A 14,990-nucleotide genomic window follows, 5' to 3' on the forward strand; every position below is an offset into this window, starting at 1 on the left:
GAGGGCCACGACGCCCTCGCCCCCGTGAGCGTTACGCGTCGGCGTGCAGGCTCATCGGCCCGTAGATCTCCGTGGAGTCCTCGAGCAGCCGTACCTGGTCCGCACCGCCTTCGAGCAGTGCCTTCCAGTGCTCCCCGATCCACGACTCGGCGTCCCCCTGGGTGGTGAACTCCTCGGGCTGCACCGCGGGCTGGATCTCCGCCCCGTCGGCCTTCTCGAACCGCCACGTCCATGCCGCCATGTACGCCTCCAAGGTGTCGGCACGTGCAGAGTAGGAGCCGGATCAAGGTCCGGCTCCTGGACCTGAGCCTAGCCGGATGCGCGAGACCTGCGCCGACACGCGAAAATCGGTTCCGTGGAACTCACTCTCCTCGGCACCGGTGCCCCCGCGGGACTCCCCCGCCCCGACTGTCCGTGCGCGGCTTGTGCGAGCGCGCTCGGGGACGATGCGCGGGCGGCGACCGCCTTGCTCGTGGACGGGGCGCTGCTGCTCGATCTGACGCCCGGGGCCGCGTTCGCGGCGGCACGGGCGGGGCGTTCGCTGGCGAACGTACGGCAGGTGCTGCTGTCGCACCCGCACAACGGGCCCGCCGTCGAGGTGCCCGCCGGGGTGCCGCAGCCCGGCCGGGTACCGGACGGGCGGGAGTTGGCGCTGCTGACGGGGCATCGGGTGCGGGCGGTGGCGATGGACCATCCGGGCACGGGCTACGCGGTGACGGGGCCGGACGGGCAGCGGCTGCTGTACCTGCCGCCGGGAGGCGCGCCGGCCGGGCTGGAGGAGGGGGCCGTCGGGATGTACGACATGGTGGTCGCCGATGTCGTGGGGCGCCCGGACGCGCTGGCCAAGCTGCGTGCGGTGGGGGCCGTCGGGCCGACGACGGATGTCATCGCCGTGCATCTGGATCACGACGCGCCGCCGGGTGCCGAGCTGCGGCGGCGGCTCGCTGCGGCGGGGGCGCGCGCCGTGCCGGACGGGACGACGCTGGAGGTGGGGGCGTACGAGGACGTGCCTGACGTGCCGCGGCGGACCCTGGTGCTGGGCGGGGCCCGCTCCGGGAAGTCGGTGGAGGCGGAGCGGCGGCTGGAGGCGTTTGCCGACGTGCTGTACGTGGCGACCGGGGGCACCCGGGGCGGGGACACCGAATGGGCGGCGCGGGTCGCCACGCACCGGGAACGGCGGCCGGGGTCGTGGCGTACGACCGAGACGTGTGACCTCGTGCCGCTGCTGGCCGAGAACGGGCCGCCGCTGCTCGTCGACTGTCTGTCCCTGTGGCTCACGGACGCCATGGACGCCGTCGGGGCGTGGGACGACGCGGTGTGGGCGGAGGGTGGGGAGAAGGCGCTGCGCAAGCGGGTGCAGGAGTTGACGCAGGCGGTGCGGGCGACCCGGCGGACCGTGGTCGCCGTGTCGAACGAGGTGGGGTCGGGGATCGTGCCGGCGACGGCGTCGGGGCGGCGCTACCGCGACGAGTTGGGGCGGCTGAACGCCGCCTTCGCCGGGGAGTGCGAGCAGGTGCTGCTGGTGGTGGCCGGGCAGGCGCTGGTGCTACGCGGCTGAGGGCGGTGGGGTCGGCTGCCCGACCGGCTGCGCGGCCGGTGGCCTGGTCAGCTGCGGGGCCGGCTCCTTGCGGGCGATGACGCGGTACGTGTTCGACAGGCGGGTGCGGCGCACCAGGGGGGCCAGGAGGTGGTCGAGCGCCCAGGCCACGCCGACCAGGGGTGCGCCCGCCCGGGACAGGGGCGCGGGCAGCAGATGCGTCAGCACCAGTGAGGTGAAGGCCGCGAAGTCGTACGGGATGTGCGCGGCGCGGCGGTCCGCCGAGAGGACGGTGCAGCCCAGGGCCCTGAGTTCCTCGTGGAGGGTCTTCAGGGGCATCAGGTGCAGGTGGCCCGGGCGGCTGTGCGGGATCCACCACCTGCCGAGCAGCAGGGCGAACACGCCTCTCGGGTTGGGCAGTTCGAGGAGGAGGTGGCCGCCGGGGCGCAGGACCGCGAGGGCGGCGCGCAGCTCCTTGCGGGGGTCCGGGGCGTGTTCCAGATGGCGGAACATGCTGACGATGTCGTAGCGGGCGCGCAGCCGGGCCGTGATGCGGGGGTCCGTGAGGTGGCCGACGTGGGCTTCCTCGACCCGCTCGGCGACGCGGGCGTCCAGCACGCGGTGGGTCAGGTCGAGGCCGTCGAACGCGGTGTACGGGAAGAGTTCCTTCGCCACCTCCGGGAAGCGGGCGTATCCCGTGCCCACGTCCAGCCAGCTCTCCGGCTCGGGGAAGGCCAGCGCCGCGCGGGCCGCGGCTCTCAGGTGGCGGTACGGCAGCCGTGTGAGCCGCAGATGGCGGGGGGCGTAGGTGTGCTGCCGGCATCTGGCGAGGGTGAACGCGCAGTCGGTGCGGCGTCGTTCGGAGGGGGCGGTCGCGGTCATGGGCGGCTCCCGGGCGCGAGGGCGTACGCGGGGGGCGTACGGCGGAGGCGGACGGCGGGTGGTGCGAGCATGCCCCGACAATCCACGGCAAAACGGAACGTATGGGATGGCGATCTTGGGTGCAACGACGTCGCTCGGACGGGGCGGGGACGTGGCGGGGCCCGTGGGGGCCATGTGGCGCCGTTCTGTTCGACCGGTGCCGGTACTGTTCGGCGAATGAGCTCGCTTAATCTCGACGACTTCACTGATCTGATCGAGCGCCCCGACGGAGGGGTGCGCCGTGACGCAGAGGCGCGCCGTGAGCGTCAGATCGTGCCGCCCGGAGCGCTGGGCCGCCTCGACGAACTGGGTGAGTGGCTGGCGGCCGCGCAGTCCGCGGTGCCGGTGCGGCCGATCGAACAGCCGCGGGTCGTGCTGTTCGCGGGCGACCACGGCGTCGCCGAGCTCGGCGTGTCGGCGCGAGCGGCGGGCAGCGCCGGGGAGTTGGTGCGGGAGATCCTCGAGGGCGGCCGGCCGGTGTCGGTGCTCGCGCGGCGGGCCGGGGTTCCGGTGCGGATCGTCGACATGGCGCTGGACTGCGACCCGGAGTCGCTGCCGGAGGCGGTCGTACGGCATCGCGTGCGGCGCGGCAGTGGCCGGATCGACGTCGAGGACGCGCTGACGGCCGAGGAGGCCGAGGCCGCGTTCCGGGCCGGGGTGGCGGTGGCAGACGAGGAGGCCGACTCCGGTACGGATCTGGTGGTGCTCGGCGATGTGAGCGTCGGCGGGACCACGGCGGCGGGGGTGCTGGTCGCCGCGCTGTGCGGGACCGACGCGTCCGTTGTCACGGGGCGGGGCGGGCTGGCCATCGACGACCTGGTGTGGATGCGCAAGTGCGCGGCGATCCGGGACGCGCTGCGCCGGGCCCGGCCCGTGCTCGGGGACCAGTTGCAGCTGCTCGCGACGGTCGGCGGGGCCGATCTCGCGGCGATCACCGGGTTCCTGCTGCAGAGCGCGGTGCGCAAGATGCCGGTCGTGCTGGACGGAATGGTCGTAGCCGCCTGCGCCCTGGTGGGGCAGCGGATCGCCTTCCGGGCGCCGGACTGGTGGCTGGCCGCGCACGACAGCGGGGAGCCGGGCCAGGCGAAGGCGCTGGACCGGATGGCCCTGGAACCCCTGCTCGACCAGGGCGTGAAGGTCGGCGAGGGCGCCGGGGGCATGCTGGCCCTGCCGATGGTGCAGGCCGCCGCGGCACTGGCGGCGGAACTGCCGGAGCAGCCCGAGAAGCCGCAGGAGTCGGACGCCGCGAAGACGGCGGAGACGGCGGAGACGACGGGGGCGGCGAAGACGGCGGAGGCCGAGTAGGGGCCGCAGTCGCGGCAGCAGCTGTTCCTCGGCTGGCGTTACGGCGCGTACGTCACGGCCGGTGTGGTGATCGCGGCGATGGTGGTCGAGGTGGTGCTGGATGGTGGTCGAGGTGGTGCTGGAGGAGAACCTCGCCGGGAAGGAGCACCTCGCGGCCATCGCGGCGGTCCTGGTGCTGTGCGCGCCGACGGCGGTGCGTCAGCGGCGCTCCAGGGCCCGGGGCGGCTCCACGTCGGGAGCGCCGCCGATCCAGTCCTGAAGTTTGCGGCTGGGGCCCGCCCAGCGCCGGTCGTGGTGGTAGGCGCGCAGCTGGGCCTTGGCGCGGGCGCGCGGGCGGCGTCGGTAGAAGCGTTTCGCCCAGGGGGACGCGGGGCGGGCCAGGCGGATGGCGCCGAACAGGGCGATGAAGGGGATGATCACCCCGAAGATCGCGATGCGGGCCTTGCCCTTGGCGAGGGCGATCAGGGCGAGGAGGAAGTTCCCGGCGATGGTGGTGATCACCGTCCCCCGGCCCTGCGTCTCGTCGTCGTTCAGGTCGTTGACCCCGAAGGGCGCGAAGCCGAGGAGGAGCAGACCGACCACGGCGGCGGTGAGCACGACCACCTCGACGCTCTTGCGGCCGTCCTCGGTCCAGTAGACGTCGTCCAGATGCAGGATCAGCGCGAACTCGTCCATGACCAGGCCCGCGCCGATCCCGAAGACCACGGCGGCCACGGCCGAGCCGAAGCCGCGCTGGCCGCCCGCGACCGCGCAGAAGCCGCCGATGATCGTGAGGATGATGCCGGGTACGACATGGTGGATGTGGACGGCGCCGGTCTCGATGTTGCGGAAGGGCCCTTTGCCCGCGCGGATGAGTCGGGTGATGACGCGGGTGACGAGGAAGGTGACCACGAAGGCGGTCAGAGCCAGGAGCAGGGGGAGCTTCCCCGGCTCGATGATGTTGCGCTGCCACCAGTCACCCATGGTTTCAGTGTGTCCGGGACAGGGGTGGGCCGCCTGGCGGGTACGACGTCCGGGCTAGTCTGCGGACGTGTCCATGACCCCGCCACCCCTGCACGGCCTCCGTTTCGCCTTCGGCACGCTGAGCGCGCTCCCCGTCAGGGTGAGCCGCTGGGACCGGGAGGCGGCGCGTGGCGGGATGCTGTGCGCCCCGCTCGTCGGGGTGGTCCTGGGCTGCGGTGCCGCCGCGGTGGCACTGCTGCTCATGTTCCTCGGAGCTGGTCCCCTCCTCGCCGCCGTGGCCGGCGCCGCCGTCCCCGCGGTCCTCACCCGGGGGCTGCATCTCGACGGCCTCGCCGACACCGCCGACGGCCTGGGCAGCGGCAAGCCCGCCGAGGACGCGCTGCGGATCATGAAGCAGTCGGACATCGGGCCGTTCGGCGTCATCACGCTCGTGTTCGTGCTGCTGGCGCAGGTGGCGGTGCTGGCGCAGTTGTACGACGACTCGTGGGCCCGGGGCGCCCTCGCCACCGTCGTCGCGGCCGTCGCCGCCCGCCTCGCGCTCACCCTCGCCGCCCGCACCGGCGTGCCCGCAGCCCGGCCGGAGGGGCTGGGGGCCGCGGTGGCCGGCGTCGTTCCCGTAAGGGGCGCGGTGGCCCTTGCCCTGGCCGTGACCGGCGTCGCCGCCGCGGCGGGAGCGCTGTTCGGGGCGGACGACATCGCCCGCACCGCCGTCGCGGTCCTGGCCGCGCTCGCCGCCGCCGAACTCCTCCTGCGGCACTGCACCCGCCGCTTCGGCGGCGTCACCGGTGATGTCTTCGGCGGGCTCGCGGAGACGGCGGCGACGACAGCGCTCGTCGTGCTGTCCCTGGGCTGACGCCCCCGTCAGCCCAGGGACAGCCCGTGCGGCAACGTGCCCCACGGGTGATCGCCCCCGCCCGGCACCGCACAGTGCACGGTGGCCCCGTGGGCGCGCGCCTGCTCCGCCAGGTCGACGCCCGCCGGGACGCCGTACACCAGGTGGCACAGCCGCACTCCGGTGCCGCCCCGCCACGCCTGCGGGCCGAGCCGGGTGTACGTCGCCCAGGAGCCCTCGAAGGTGACCAGGAGGTCGGCGATCCTGGCGTACGACGGGTGCGGTGCCGTGCCGTGGTTCAGGGCGAGCGTGCCGCAGCCGGCCCCCCAGGCTGCCGTCGCGAGCCGCTGGTAGTGGCCGAACTCCGCGCTTCCGGCGGCGACTTGGTCGAGGAACACGCCGTCCGCGCGATACCAGTCGCGGTACCGGGTGATGTCGCGTACGACGTCGGCGTGCGGCCTGCGGCCGTAGTCGGTGTCGGCGTAGCCGAGCACCCGTACGTCCACCGCCCGCAGGCGGGCCGCGACCTCGGCGAACGCCGGGTCGGGCGCCTCTCCGGGGCCGCTGGCCGGGTTCAGTACGACCCCATGGAGGCGGGGCGCGGCGGCGATGATCGCGTCCCATTCGGCGGGGCGGACGGACGGGTGCTCGTAGTAGGGGATCAGCAGGTCGGTCATCGGTGAGCGGTCACTCTCCCCAACAGGGCGCAGACCAGGGCGGCCTGGGCCACCGCAGCCGTCCCGTGGACGATCAGGGCGACCCAGTGCGGGCTGCCGGTGTGCGTCACCACGGCGACCGTCTGGGCGAGGGCCGCAGCGCAGCAGATCGCCGCCGCGCTGACCACCGCACCGAAGGACTGGAGCAGCAGGCCCGTCCATAGGACCACGCCCAGCAGGAGCAGCCCGGCGAGGCGGACCCCGGCGAAGCCGGAGGAATGCGGCCACAGGGCCGAGGTGGCGAGGCTGAGCGCGAGCAGGGTGACCAGGTAGACGGAGAGGCACTCCACGACCGTGAGCACCGTCGCCCGCCGGAACGCCCTCGGTGTGCTGCTGGAGCGCAGGTCCGCCAGGCTGCCGCTGCGGAAGCGGTACAGCAGCCATTCGGCGGGGCCCATGCTGAGGGTGAGGGCTACTGCTGCGGGGGCGCTGCGCTGCTCGCCGGTGAGGATGTCGCCCAGGGCCGTGTAGAGGACGAGGACGCCGGTGGCCAGGCCGAAGAGGGCGTACGGGACGGACGCGAAGAGGCGGGGGCTCATTGCCGTCAGCCGTCCGCGGCTACGTTGTGGCCGGTCGCGCCCACGCGGCGGTAGCCGCACATCCATCGCAGCCCCGCGCCCCTTCGGGGCTCTCACGGCCGGCGCCACTTCATACAGACCGAGGGCTGCCACCACCGTCAACGAGCCCAGCAGGAGGGCCAGCCGCGCGGCGTCCGGTATCGAGTGGAGCATCGCTACGACCGCTCCCGCCGTCATCGGCAACAACGCGGCCAGCAGGACGCGTTCGCGGCCCATCACCAAGAGAACGGTGGCCGCGCCCAGGTAGAGGGACTGCCCGGCCGCGAAGGCCAAGGCGCCCGGGTGGGCGGCCCCCGCGACGGCCGGCGCGGCCAGGGCGCCGAGCAACGCGCCCGCCGGGGCGCCGAGCAGCAGGGCGCGGCGGGCTGCGCCGCGGTCGCCCAAGCCGAGCCAGGAGTAAGCCCGATGGGCGAGCCCCTGGTTCCACGTCCAGCCGACCAGGGCGCCGGCCAGGAGCGGAACCGTGCCCGCCGGGAGGCCGAAGTCGTCCTGCGGACCCGCGAGCAGCGGGGCGCCGAGGACGTAGCCGAAGCCGGGGAGGGCGAAGACGACACCGCGCAGGAGGCAGCCGAGCAGGCCGGTCTGCCAGGGGTCGTGGACCGGGCCGTCCGGCTCCGGGTAGCGGCGCTCGACCCGCTCGTACAGCTCCTCGGCGAGCGCGAAGGAGTTCTTCACGCCGTAGCGCTCGCGTATCTGGTCGTCCGAGAGGCCGTCGGACTCCAGCAGCGCGGCGATCTCGTCCGGGTGGACGGCGGCGGCTATGAAGTCGTCGAGGCGTGCGGCGAGTTCGTCGATGGGGTCGGGCCGCGCCCAGCTGGGCCGGTCGCGCTGGCGCGGGACGGCGGGCAGGGTGTCGGGGCGCGAGCCGGGCGGCATCCAGAGGCTGCCGCTCACCAGCCGGTTCCGTCCGTCGCGACCTTCTCGTACCAGGGGTCGCGCAGTTCGAGGGTCCAGTCGGCGACCGTCTCCAGCGTGGGCTCGTACACCTCGGGGCTGCCCGCGAGCTCCTGGTAGATCGTCCGGAAGTTGTCCACGGAGCGGCGCAGTGTGAAGCGGTCGATCACCCGCTGCCGGGACAACTCGCCCAGTTTCAGGCGTCGTTCGTCGTCACGGAGGAGGGTGAGGGCGGCGGCCGCCATCTTCTCCGGCTCGCGGGGCGGGACGACGAGTCCTGTGTCGCCGACGGCCTCACGCACTCCCCCGACGTCCGTCGAAACGGTCGTACGGCCGCAGGACATGGCTTCGATGATGGAGAACGGAAAGCCCTCGGAGATGGACGACAGCATCACGAGGTGTCCGGCCGCGTAGGCGCGCCAGACCTCGGTGATACGGCCCTCGAAGGTCAGGCCGTCCGTGACGCCGAGTTCGGCGGCGAGCTTCTCCAGCTTGGTGCGGTAGGCCTCGCCACCGGGCGGGACCGGGCCGAACAGCCGCAGGCGGGTCTCCGGGAGCTCGGCGCGGACCATGGCGTAGGCCCGCAGCAGGGTCTGAAGGTCCTTGATCGGGTCGACGCGGCCGCACCAGGTGAGGGTGGGGACCTCGGGTTCGGGGCCGGCGTGCGGGAAGGCGTGCGGGTCGACGCCGTTGTAGACGGTACGGATCTTGTCGGCGGCGGCGCCGCCGCGCTCCTCCCAGCGGCGGTTGTACTGGTTGCACGGGGTGATCAGGTCGGCGGTGCGGTAGCCGAGCGAGTTCAGCTCGCGGTAGAAGCCGAGCATGAACGCCTTCACGGGCCAGCGCTGGGCCTCGCTGCGGTAGCCGAGGTAGCGCTCGCGCAGATAGATGCCGTGCTCGGTGAGGAGAAAGGGCACTCCGTCCAGCCTGCGGGCGGCCAGGGCCGGGAGGGTGGCGAACCCGCTGCTCACCGCGTGGGCCACGCAGTCCTCGGGGATGCGGATCCCGAGCGGGCGCAGCGCGTGTTCCAGCAGGTCGGTCGCGGTCAGGGCGTCGTGGACGGTGGGGCGGGCCGCCGCGGTCGGCAGATGCGGCATCGTCCATATCCACATCAGCGAGCGCAGCGCGGACTCCGTGCGCAGGGCCGCCGACAGGTGTCCGTCGCGGGCCAGTACGGCCAGCTCGTCGAGGGCCGCACCGAAGTCGCAGCCGGCCTCGGGGTCGAGGAAGGACAGCAGGAAGCGCTCGTAGGAGTCGGTGAAGCGGCGCCGGGCCCGGCCGTACGGCGCCCGCTTGCGGCCCGGCCGCGGGCCCCAGGTCGGTACGGAGGTGTGCCGGTAGACGTTGGGCGGCAGCTCCCAGGTGACGGGTTCGCGGCCGGTCCCGGTGAGGGACACGAGGTGGAAGTCGACCTCCGGCATGCCCTTGACGAGTTGGTCGCACCAGGTGCTGACGCCGCCGTGGACATGCGGATAGGTGCCTTCGGTGAGCATGGTGACATGACGGCCGTTGCGCATCACGCGCGTTCCCCCCTGTGGAACAAGTTGGTGCCTCGGCTCGGAGGCGCACCCCGGCAGGTCGGTCGTGAGATGTGCCGGGGTGCGCCTCAGGTCCGGCTGAGCCGCCCTACGGCAACTTCAGCTTGAGAGCGCTCTGCAGCAGCCCCGGCGTGGTCCAGGCCGAGCGCTCTCCCGCGTACGGCGTCCCGAACGCGCTGGTGCCGATGAGGAGTTGCTTGACGGTCCCCTGCGGTGCGGTCACCGGGATCTGGGTTCCGGACGGGGCGGTGACGGTGACGGTGTTGCCGATGCGGTACGCCGTGACGGAGCCCTTCGCGAGAGCGGACTGCCAGGCGGCCCGGCGCTGCAGCTCCGTGCCGATGGCGCTCTGAGCGAGGTTCTCCACCGGGGTGTTGTCGGCGAAGAGCGCCCGGTAGTCGGCGAGCACCTTGTCCATGACCGGGTACAGCGTCCGGTCCTCGGCCAGGTTGGACTGGTGGGCGTAGTGCGGGCGCGGGTCGTTGCTGATGGCGTGCCCGAGAGCGGTGCGGGCCTCCAGCGGGACGATGTACTCGTCGTACCCGGTGGCCGTGTCCAGCGGGTCGGCCAGGCAGGTGGAGGCGGGGTTGTTCTCGCAGATGCCGCTGCCGCCGTCCGCGGTGGAGGTGTAGATCCAGTTGTACTCGTCGACCATCTCCTCCTCGGTACCCACGTTGTAGTACACGTTCATCGGGTGCCTGGGCACGGTCAGCGCGGCGCCGACCGGACGCTGGGCGGGCTCACGGGAGTTGTCCGAGGCGATCCACTTGACGCCGTTGTCGGCGAGGGCGCGGGCGAGGTCGGGATTGTCGTCGGGCTGCTGCGGCAGGGTCTTCAGGCCCGAGTGCTCGCCGGTCACGAGTTCCGTGCGGTCGAGCGGGAGTCCCTTGGTGACGCCCCAGTTGTGGTTGTCCCTGATCTGCGCCGAGATGTCCGCGCGGCTCATGTACCGCGTCGAGCCGTCCGCGTTCTTGGCGCAGCTCCACGGCACGGTCGAGGTGTCCTGGACACAGCCGAGGAACGGGTGCGTGTAGGTGTGGTTGATCCAGCGGTACTGCGCCCTGTCGGCGAGCAGTTGGGTCGCGAGGGGGTCGGTGCCGCCGTTCTCGCTCTTCCACTCCTCGCCGGAGCCGGCGTTGTAGACCATGTCCAGCTTGAAACCGCGCTCGCGCTGCCACTGTGCGGCACGGACCGCGTCCTCGGCCGTCATGCGGATCGGTGGGGTCTCCTCGCCGCCACCGCCCACGCAGTCGATGTCACCGGGTGTGCAGTTGCGCTCGGTGTCCCAGCGGGCGTCGGGCGCGAAGACGTCGTCGACGTGCACCGCGAAGTAGTTGCGGGCCTGACCGAGGTGAACCCCTTGAGTCAGCCATTCGACGATGCCGCGGGCGAGGACGCGGAACTGCTGCTGGTACTGGTTGTACGCGAAGGTCACCACCAGTTGACGGCGGCCGTCGTTGTTGTACTCGCCGACCAGGCTGCCGCGGCCGGAGCCGCCCGGCACGGGGACGTCGACGTAGCTGGTGAAGCCCGCGCGGGGCCGGGCGACGAAGCCGTAACTCTCCAGTACGGACGGGTCGTTGTCCTCGAACGCGAAGGCGCCGTCGAGGTAGCCGAAGTACCCCGCCCTGCCCTGGGCCGTGACCGAGGCCTGCTGTCCGTCGAGGCTGCCCGCGAAGCCGCCCTCGCTGGTGTAGTCGAGGCCGACGCCCGGGTGGGCCCAGGTGTAGGCGTCGACCTGCGGGATGCCGTAGGTCCGCTCGTAGCTCTCGAGCGCGCTCTGCTCGGCGGAACCCTCGCCGAAGGGGGCCTCGTTGGGCAGGACCACGCCCTGGTACTTGGCGCGGGGCGTGCCGTTCACCGTGTCGCTGAGGAACGCGGCGGTCACGGTCGGACGGTCGGCGTCGGTCAGGTCGACGGTGGTGTACGGGATGCCCGTGCTCTTGAGCTGGGCGGTGATGGCCTGGACGGGGGCGTCGCCGTTGTCCACGACCAGCACCCTGAGATCGATGCGCGGCTCCCCCGCGGCCGCGGCGCCGGGTACTCCCAGACCCAGCGACAGCAGACCGGCGGCCGCCAGAACGGCGGCCGTGTTTCTCCATCTGTGCGCACTCTGCGCCATTGATCGTTCCTTCCCCCCAGAAGATCCCCTTGTGGCCGGTTGCGATGAATCGGCGGGGGATCCGTGGAAATCATGCAAAGCGGCAAGCTGACAGCTCACCGGAACGAGACGAGTGTGACTCAGCTCACCGGTCCCGAGAATCAAGAAATGACCGCGACGCCACCGACAGGTGAACGGCCGAAGGAATGAGCGAACGCTCACACGAGCGTAGGCTCATCCCGAGTGTTCGCCGCACCGGGGAAGGCCCCGCTGATACCGCACCCGTCGATACCGCACTTGTAGGTCGGAACTAGGGTCGGCCGTCGGGCCCGGTCGACCCACACCATTCGGCCACTGCAACTTCACATCGGAAGCGAGATTTCACCACCGTGACTGCTCTCACTCTCAGCACCGCCGCGGCGCCCGGCCTGCGCGCCGACGCGATCGTGATCGGTGTCACCAAGGGCTCTGGTTCCAAGGCCGCGGGACCGGTCGTCGCACCGGGCGCCGAAGCCGTGGACAAGGCGTACGACGGCAAGCTCGCCGGCGTCCTGGAGACCCTCGGTGCCACCGGTGCCGAGGGCGAGGTGACCAAGCTCCCCGCGCCCGCCGGCTTCAAGTCCCCGCTCGTGGTGGCCGTCGGTCTGGGGGCCGCGCCCGAGAAGGACGCCGACTACGACGGCGAGGCACTGCGCAAGGCCGCCGGCGTCGCCGCCCGCGCCCTCGCCGGCTCCAAGAAGGCCGCGTTCGCGCTGCCGCTGAACGACGCCGCCGACATCGGTGCCGTCGCCGAGGGCGTGCTGCTCGGGGCGTACGCCTTCGACGCGTACAAGGACAACGGCAAGAGCGACCGGGACAAGAAGAACGGCAAGGCCCCCCTCGCCGAGGCCGCGCTGCTGGGCGGCAAGTCCCGCGACAAGGAGCACAAGGCGGCGATCGAGCGCGCCACCGCCGTCGTCGAGGAGCTCAACCGCGCCCGCGACCTGGTCAACACCCCGCCCAACGACCTCAACCCCGAGTCCTTCGCCGCGGTCGCCGCGACGGCGGCCAAGGAGCACGGCATCAAGGTGCAGGTGCTCGACGAGAAGGCGCTGACCAAGGGCGGCTACGGCGGCATCCTCGGCGTCGGCTCCGGATCGGCGGCCGGGCCGCGGCTGGTGAAGCTGTCGTACACGCACGCCAAGGCGGACAAGCACCTCGCGCTCGTCGGCAAGGGCATCACCTACGACTCGGGCGGCATCTCGCTGAAGCCGGCCGGGCACAACGAGACGATGAAGTGCGACATGAGCGGCGCGGCCGCCGTGTTCGCCGCCGTCGTCGCCGCCGCGCGGCTCGGTCTCCGGGTGAACATCACCGGCTGGCTGGCCCTCGCCGAGAACATGCCGTCGGGGTCCGCGGTACGCCCCGGTGACGTGCTGCGCATGTACAGCGGCAAGACCGTCGAGGTGCTCAACACGGACGCCGAGGGCCGGCTGGTGCTCGCCGACGCGCTGTGGGCCGCCTCGCAGGAGAAGCCCGACGCGATCGTGGACGTGGCGACCCTGACCGGGGCGATGGTGCTGGCGCTGGGGAACCGGACGTTCGGTGTCATGGGCAACGACGACGCATTCCGCTCCGCGATCGTGGAGGCGGCCGAGGAGGTCGGTGAGGCGTCCTGGCCGATGCCGCTGCCGGAGCACCTGCGCAAGGGGATGGACTCGCCCACCGCCGACATCGCCAACATGGGTGAGCGCATGGGCGGCGGGCTGGTCGCGGGGCTCTTCCTGCGCGAGTTCGTCGGCGAGGGCATCACCTGGGCGCACATCGACATCGCGGGTCCCGCGTTCAACGAGGGCGGGCCCTTCGGGTACACGCCGAAGGGTGGTACGGGGTCCGCGGTGCGGACGCTGGTCCGGCTCGCCGAGCTGACGGCGGCCGGGGACCTGGGCTGACGTTGTCATGAGTGAGGGGGCTCCGCGCGCGGGTAGGGCGGAGCCCCTCTTCCGTGCCCCCTTCCATGCCCGCTCAAGTGAACGTGGGACGTCTCACACACCGGCCCGGCGTCTCGTTCGGTGTGGACAAGTGCGAAGATGGGGCTCGGCAGGACAGGGCCCCACCACAGGGCCGAAGAAAGAGCGGCCGGACACCAGCCGCCGACCGGTCACCGCTGACCGGCGTAGGCGCACATGCATGGAGGACGTGACGTGGCGAACGACGCCAGCACCGTTTTCGACCTAGTGATCCTCGGCGGTGGTAGTGGCGGTTACGCCGCGGCCCTGCGCGGGGCGCAGCTGGGCCTGGACGTCGCCCTGATCGAGAAGGACAAGGTCGGCGGCACCTGCCTGCACCGGGGTTGCATCCCCACCAAGGCCCTGCTGCACGCGGGCGAGATCGCCGACCAGGCTCGTGAGAGCGAGCAGTTCGGCGTGAAGGCCAGCTTCGAGGGCATCGACATCGCCGGTGTCCACAAGTACAAGGACGGCGTGGTCTCCGGCCTTTACAAGGGCCTGCAGGGACTCGTCGCCTCTCGCAAGGTGACCTACATCGAGGGTGAGGGACGCCTCTCCTCCCCCACCTCCGTCGACGTGAACGGCCGGCGCGTCCAGGGCCGCCACGTGCTGCTGGCGACCGGCTCCGTGCCGAAGTCGCTGCCGGGCCTGGAGATCGACGGCAACCGCATCATCTCCTCGGACCACGCCCTCGTCCTGGACCGCGTCCCGAAGTCGGCGATCGTCCTCGGCGGCGGTGTCATCGGCGTCGAGTTCGCCTCCGCCTGGAAGTCCTTCGGTACGGACGTCACCGTCATCGAGGGCCTGAAGCACCTCGTCCCGGTCGAGGACGAGAACAGTTCGAAGCTTCTTGAGCGCGCCTTCCGCAAGCGCGGCATCAAGTTCAACCTGGGCACCTTCTTCTCGAAGGCCGAGTACACCGCCGACGGCGTCAAGGTCACCCTCGCCGACGGCAAGGAGTTCGAGGCCGAGGTGCTGCTGGTGGCCGTCGGCCGCGGGCCCGTCTCCGCCGGTCTCGGCTACGAGGAGCAGGGCGTCGCCATGGACCGCGGCTACGTCCTCGTCGACGAGTACATGCGCACCAACGTGCCCACCATCTCCGCCGTCGGTGACCTCGTCCCGACCCTCCAGCTCGCGCACGTCGGCTTCGCCGAGGGCATCCTGGTGGCGGAGCGACTGGCCGGTCTGAAGACCGTTCCGATCGACTACGACGGTGTCCCGCGGGTGACGTACTGCCACCCGGAGGTCGCCTCCGTCGGCATCACCGAGGCCAAGGCCAAGGAGATCTACGGCGCGGACAAGGTCGTCGCTCTGAAGTACAACCTCGCTGGCAACGGCAAGAGCAAGATCCTCAACACCGCGGGCGAGATCAAGCTCGTCCAGGTCAAGGACGGCGCCGTGGTCGGCGTCCACATGGTCGGCGACCGCATGGGCGAGCAGGTCGGCGAAGCCCAGCTGATCTACAACTGGGAGGCGCTGCCCGCCGAGGTCGCCCAGCTCATCCACGCCCACCCGACGCAGAACGAGGCGCTCGGCGAGGCCCACCTGGCCCTGGCCGGCAAGCCGCTGCACGCGCACGACTGATCCCTCGGTCGACAAGCGACGACTCAGACTTCC

At 72.1% G+C, this 14,990-nt stretch carries 13 protein-coding genes; 6 read left to right on the forward strand and 7 right to left on the reverse strand.

Annotation, left to right across the window (positions count from 1 at the left end):
* Positions 1 to 31: 31 nt before the first annotated feature.
* Positions 32 to 241: a hypothetical protein gene (locus ACFY5C_RS33875; RefSeq protein ID WP_389451733.1), complete on the reverse strand. Its 210-nt coding sequence runs from the start codon at positions 239 to 241 to the stop codon at positions 32 to 34.
* 114 nt (positions 242 to 355) lie between these two features.
* Here ACFY5C_RS33875 and ACFY5C_RS33880 point away from each other — a divergent pair, with 114 nt between their 5' ends.
* On the forward strand, positions 356 to 1,558 hold the full coding sequence (locus ACFY5C_RS33880) for a bifunctional adenosylcobinamide kinase/adenosylcobinamide-phosphate guanylyltransferase (RefSeq protein WP_389451735.1): 1,203 nt from the start codon (positions 356 to 358) through the stop codon (positions 1,556 to 1,558).
* Here the strand turns inward: ACFY5C_RS33880 and ACFY5C_RS33885 are convergent.
* The gene (locus ACFY5C_RS33885) at positions 1,547 to 2,419 is read right to left on the reverse strand and encodes a class I SAM-dependent methyltransferase (RefSeq protein ID WP_389451738.1); all 873 of its coding nucleotides are present in this window, start codon (positions 2,417 to 2,419) and stop codon (positions 1,547 to 1,549) included. The genes ACFY5C_RS33880 and ACFY5C_RS33885 overlap by 12 nt on opposite strands.
* Before the next feature lie 216 nt (positions 2,420 to 2,635).
* Here ACFY5C_RS33885 and cobT point away from each other — a divergent pair, with 216 nt between their 5' ends.
* Both cobT and ACFY5C_RS33895 read left to right on the forward strand, forming a co-directional pair.
* Positions 2,636 to 3,763 carry a nicotinate-nucleotide--dimethylbenzimidazole phosphoribosyltransferase gene (gene cobT, locus ACFY5C_RS33890; RefSeq protein ID WP_389451741.1) on the forward strand — a complete coding sequence of 376 codons (1,128 nt, stop codon included), beginning with the start codon at positions 2,636 to 2,638 and terminating at the stop codon, positions 3,761 to 3,763.
* A 100-nt stretch (positions 3,764 to 3,863) separates the two neighbouring features.
* A complete protein-coding gene (locus tag ACFY5C_RS33895) occupies positions 3,864 to 4,022 on the forward strand; it encodes a hypothetical protein (protein WP_389451744.1) in 159 nt (52 codons plus the stop codon).
* On the opposite strand, the gene ACFY5C_RS33900 is transcribed toward ACFY5C_RS33895, so the two are convergent.
* Positions 3,962 to 4,726 (reverse strand): hypothetical protein, encoded by a 765-nt coding sequence (locus tag ACFY5C_RS33900; protein WP_389451746.1) that lies wholly within the window; start codon positions 4,724 to 4,726, stop codon positions 3,962 to 3,964. The two genes, ACFY5C_RS33895 and ACFY5C_RS33900, sit on opposite strands and share 61 nt — an antisense overlap.
* Before the next feature lie 73 nt (positions 4,727 to 4,799).
* Between ACFY5C_RS33900 and ACFY5C_RS33905 the strand changes: the two genes are divergently transcribed.
* Positions 4,800 to 5,579: an adenosylcobinamide-GDP ribazoletransferase gene (locus tag ACFY5C_RS33905; protein WP_389452045.1), complete on the forward strand. Its 780-nt coding sequence runs from the start codon at positions 4,800 to 4,802 to the stop codon at positions 5,577 to 5,579.
* Between the two features lie 8 nt (positions 5,580 to 5,587).
* Here the strand turns inward: ACFY5C_RS33905 and ACFY5C_RS33910 are convergent, their stop codons facing one another.
* From ACFY5C_RS33910 to ACFY5C_RS33925, 4 genes are all read right to left on the reverse strand, one after another.
* Positions 5,588 to 6,235: a spherulation-specific family 4 protein gene (locus ACFY5C_RS33910; protein ID WP_389451749.1), complete on the reverse strand. Its 648-nt coding sequence runs from the start codon at positions 6,233 to 6,235 to the stop codon at positions 5,588 to 5,590.
* A complete protein-coding gene (locus ACFY5C_RS33915; protein ID WP_389451751.1) occupies positions 6,232 to 7,746 on the reverse strand; it encodes a hypothetical protein in 1,515 nt (504 codons plus the stop codon). The genes ACFY5C_RS33910 and ACFY5C_RS33915 overlap by 4 nt, the downstream gene beginning before the upstream one ends.
* Positions 7,743 to 9,263: a GT4 family glycosyltransferase PelF gene (gene pelF / locus ACFY5C_RS33920; RefSeq protein WP_389451753.1), complete on the reverse strand. Its 1,521-nt coding sequence runs from the start codon at positions 9,261 to 9,263 to the stop codon at positions 7,743 to 7,745. The genes ACFY5C_RS33915 and pelF overlap by 4 nt, the downstream gene beginning before the upstream one ends.
* A gap of 109 nt (positions 9,264 to 9,372) precedes the next feature.
* Positions 9,373 to 11,406 (reverse strand): hypothetical protein, encoded by a 2,034-nt coding sequence (locus ACFY5C_RS33925; protein ID WP_389451756.1) that lies wholly within the window; start codon positions 11,404 to 11,406, stop codon positions 9,373 to 9,375.
* Positions 11,407 to 11,774: 368 nt separating this feature from the next.
* Here ACFY5C_RS33925 and ACFY5C_RS33930 point away from each other — a divergent pair, with 368 nt between their 5' ends.
* The gene (locus ACFY5C_RS33930; RefSeq protein WP_389451759.1) at positions 11,775 to 13,316 is read left to right on the forward strand and encodes a leucyl aminopeptidase; all 1,542 of its coding nucleotides are present in this window, start codon (positions 11,775 to 11,777) and stop codon (positions 13,314 to 13,316) included.
* A 252-nt stretch (positions 13,317 to 13,568) separates the two neighbouring features.
* A complete protein-coding gene (gene lpdA / locus ACFY5C_RS33935) occupies positions 13,569 to 14,957 on the forward strand; it encodes a dihydrolipoyl dehydrogenase (RefSeq protein ID WP_389451762.1) in 1,389 nt (462 codons plus the stop codon).
* Positions 14,958 to 14,990 lie beyond the last annotated feature (33 nt).

This window comes from Streptomyces sp. NPDC012935 (assembly GCF_042900345.1).
Classification (GTDB): domain Bacteria; phylum Actinomycetota; class Actinomycetes; order Streptomycetales; family Streptomycetaceae; genus Streptomyces.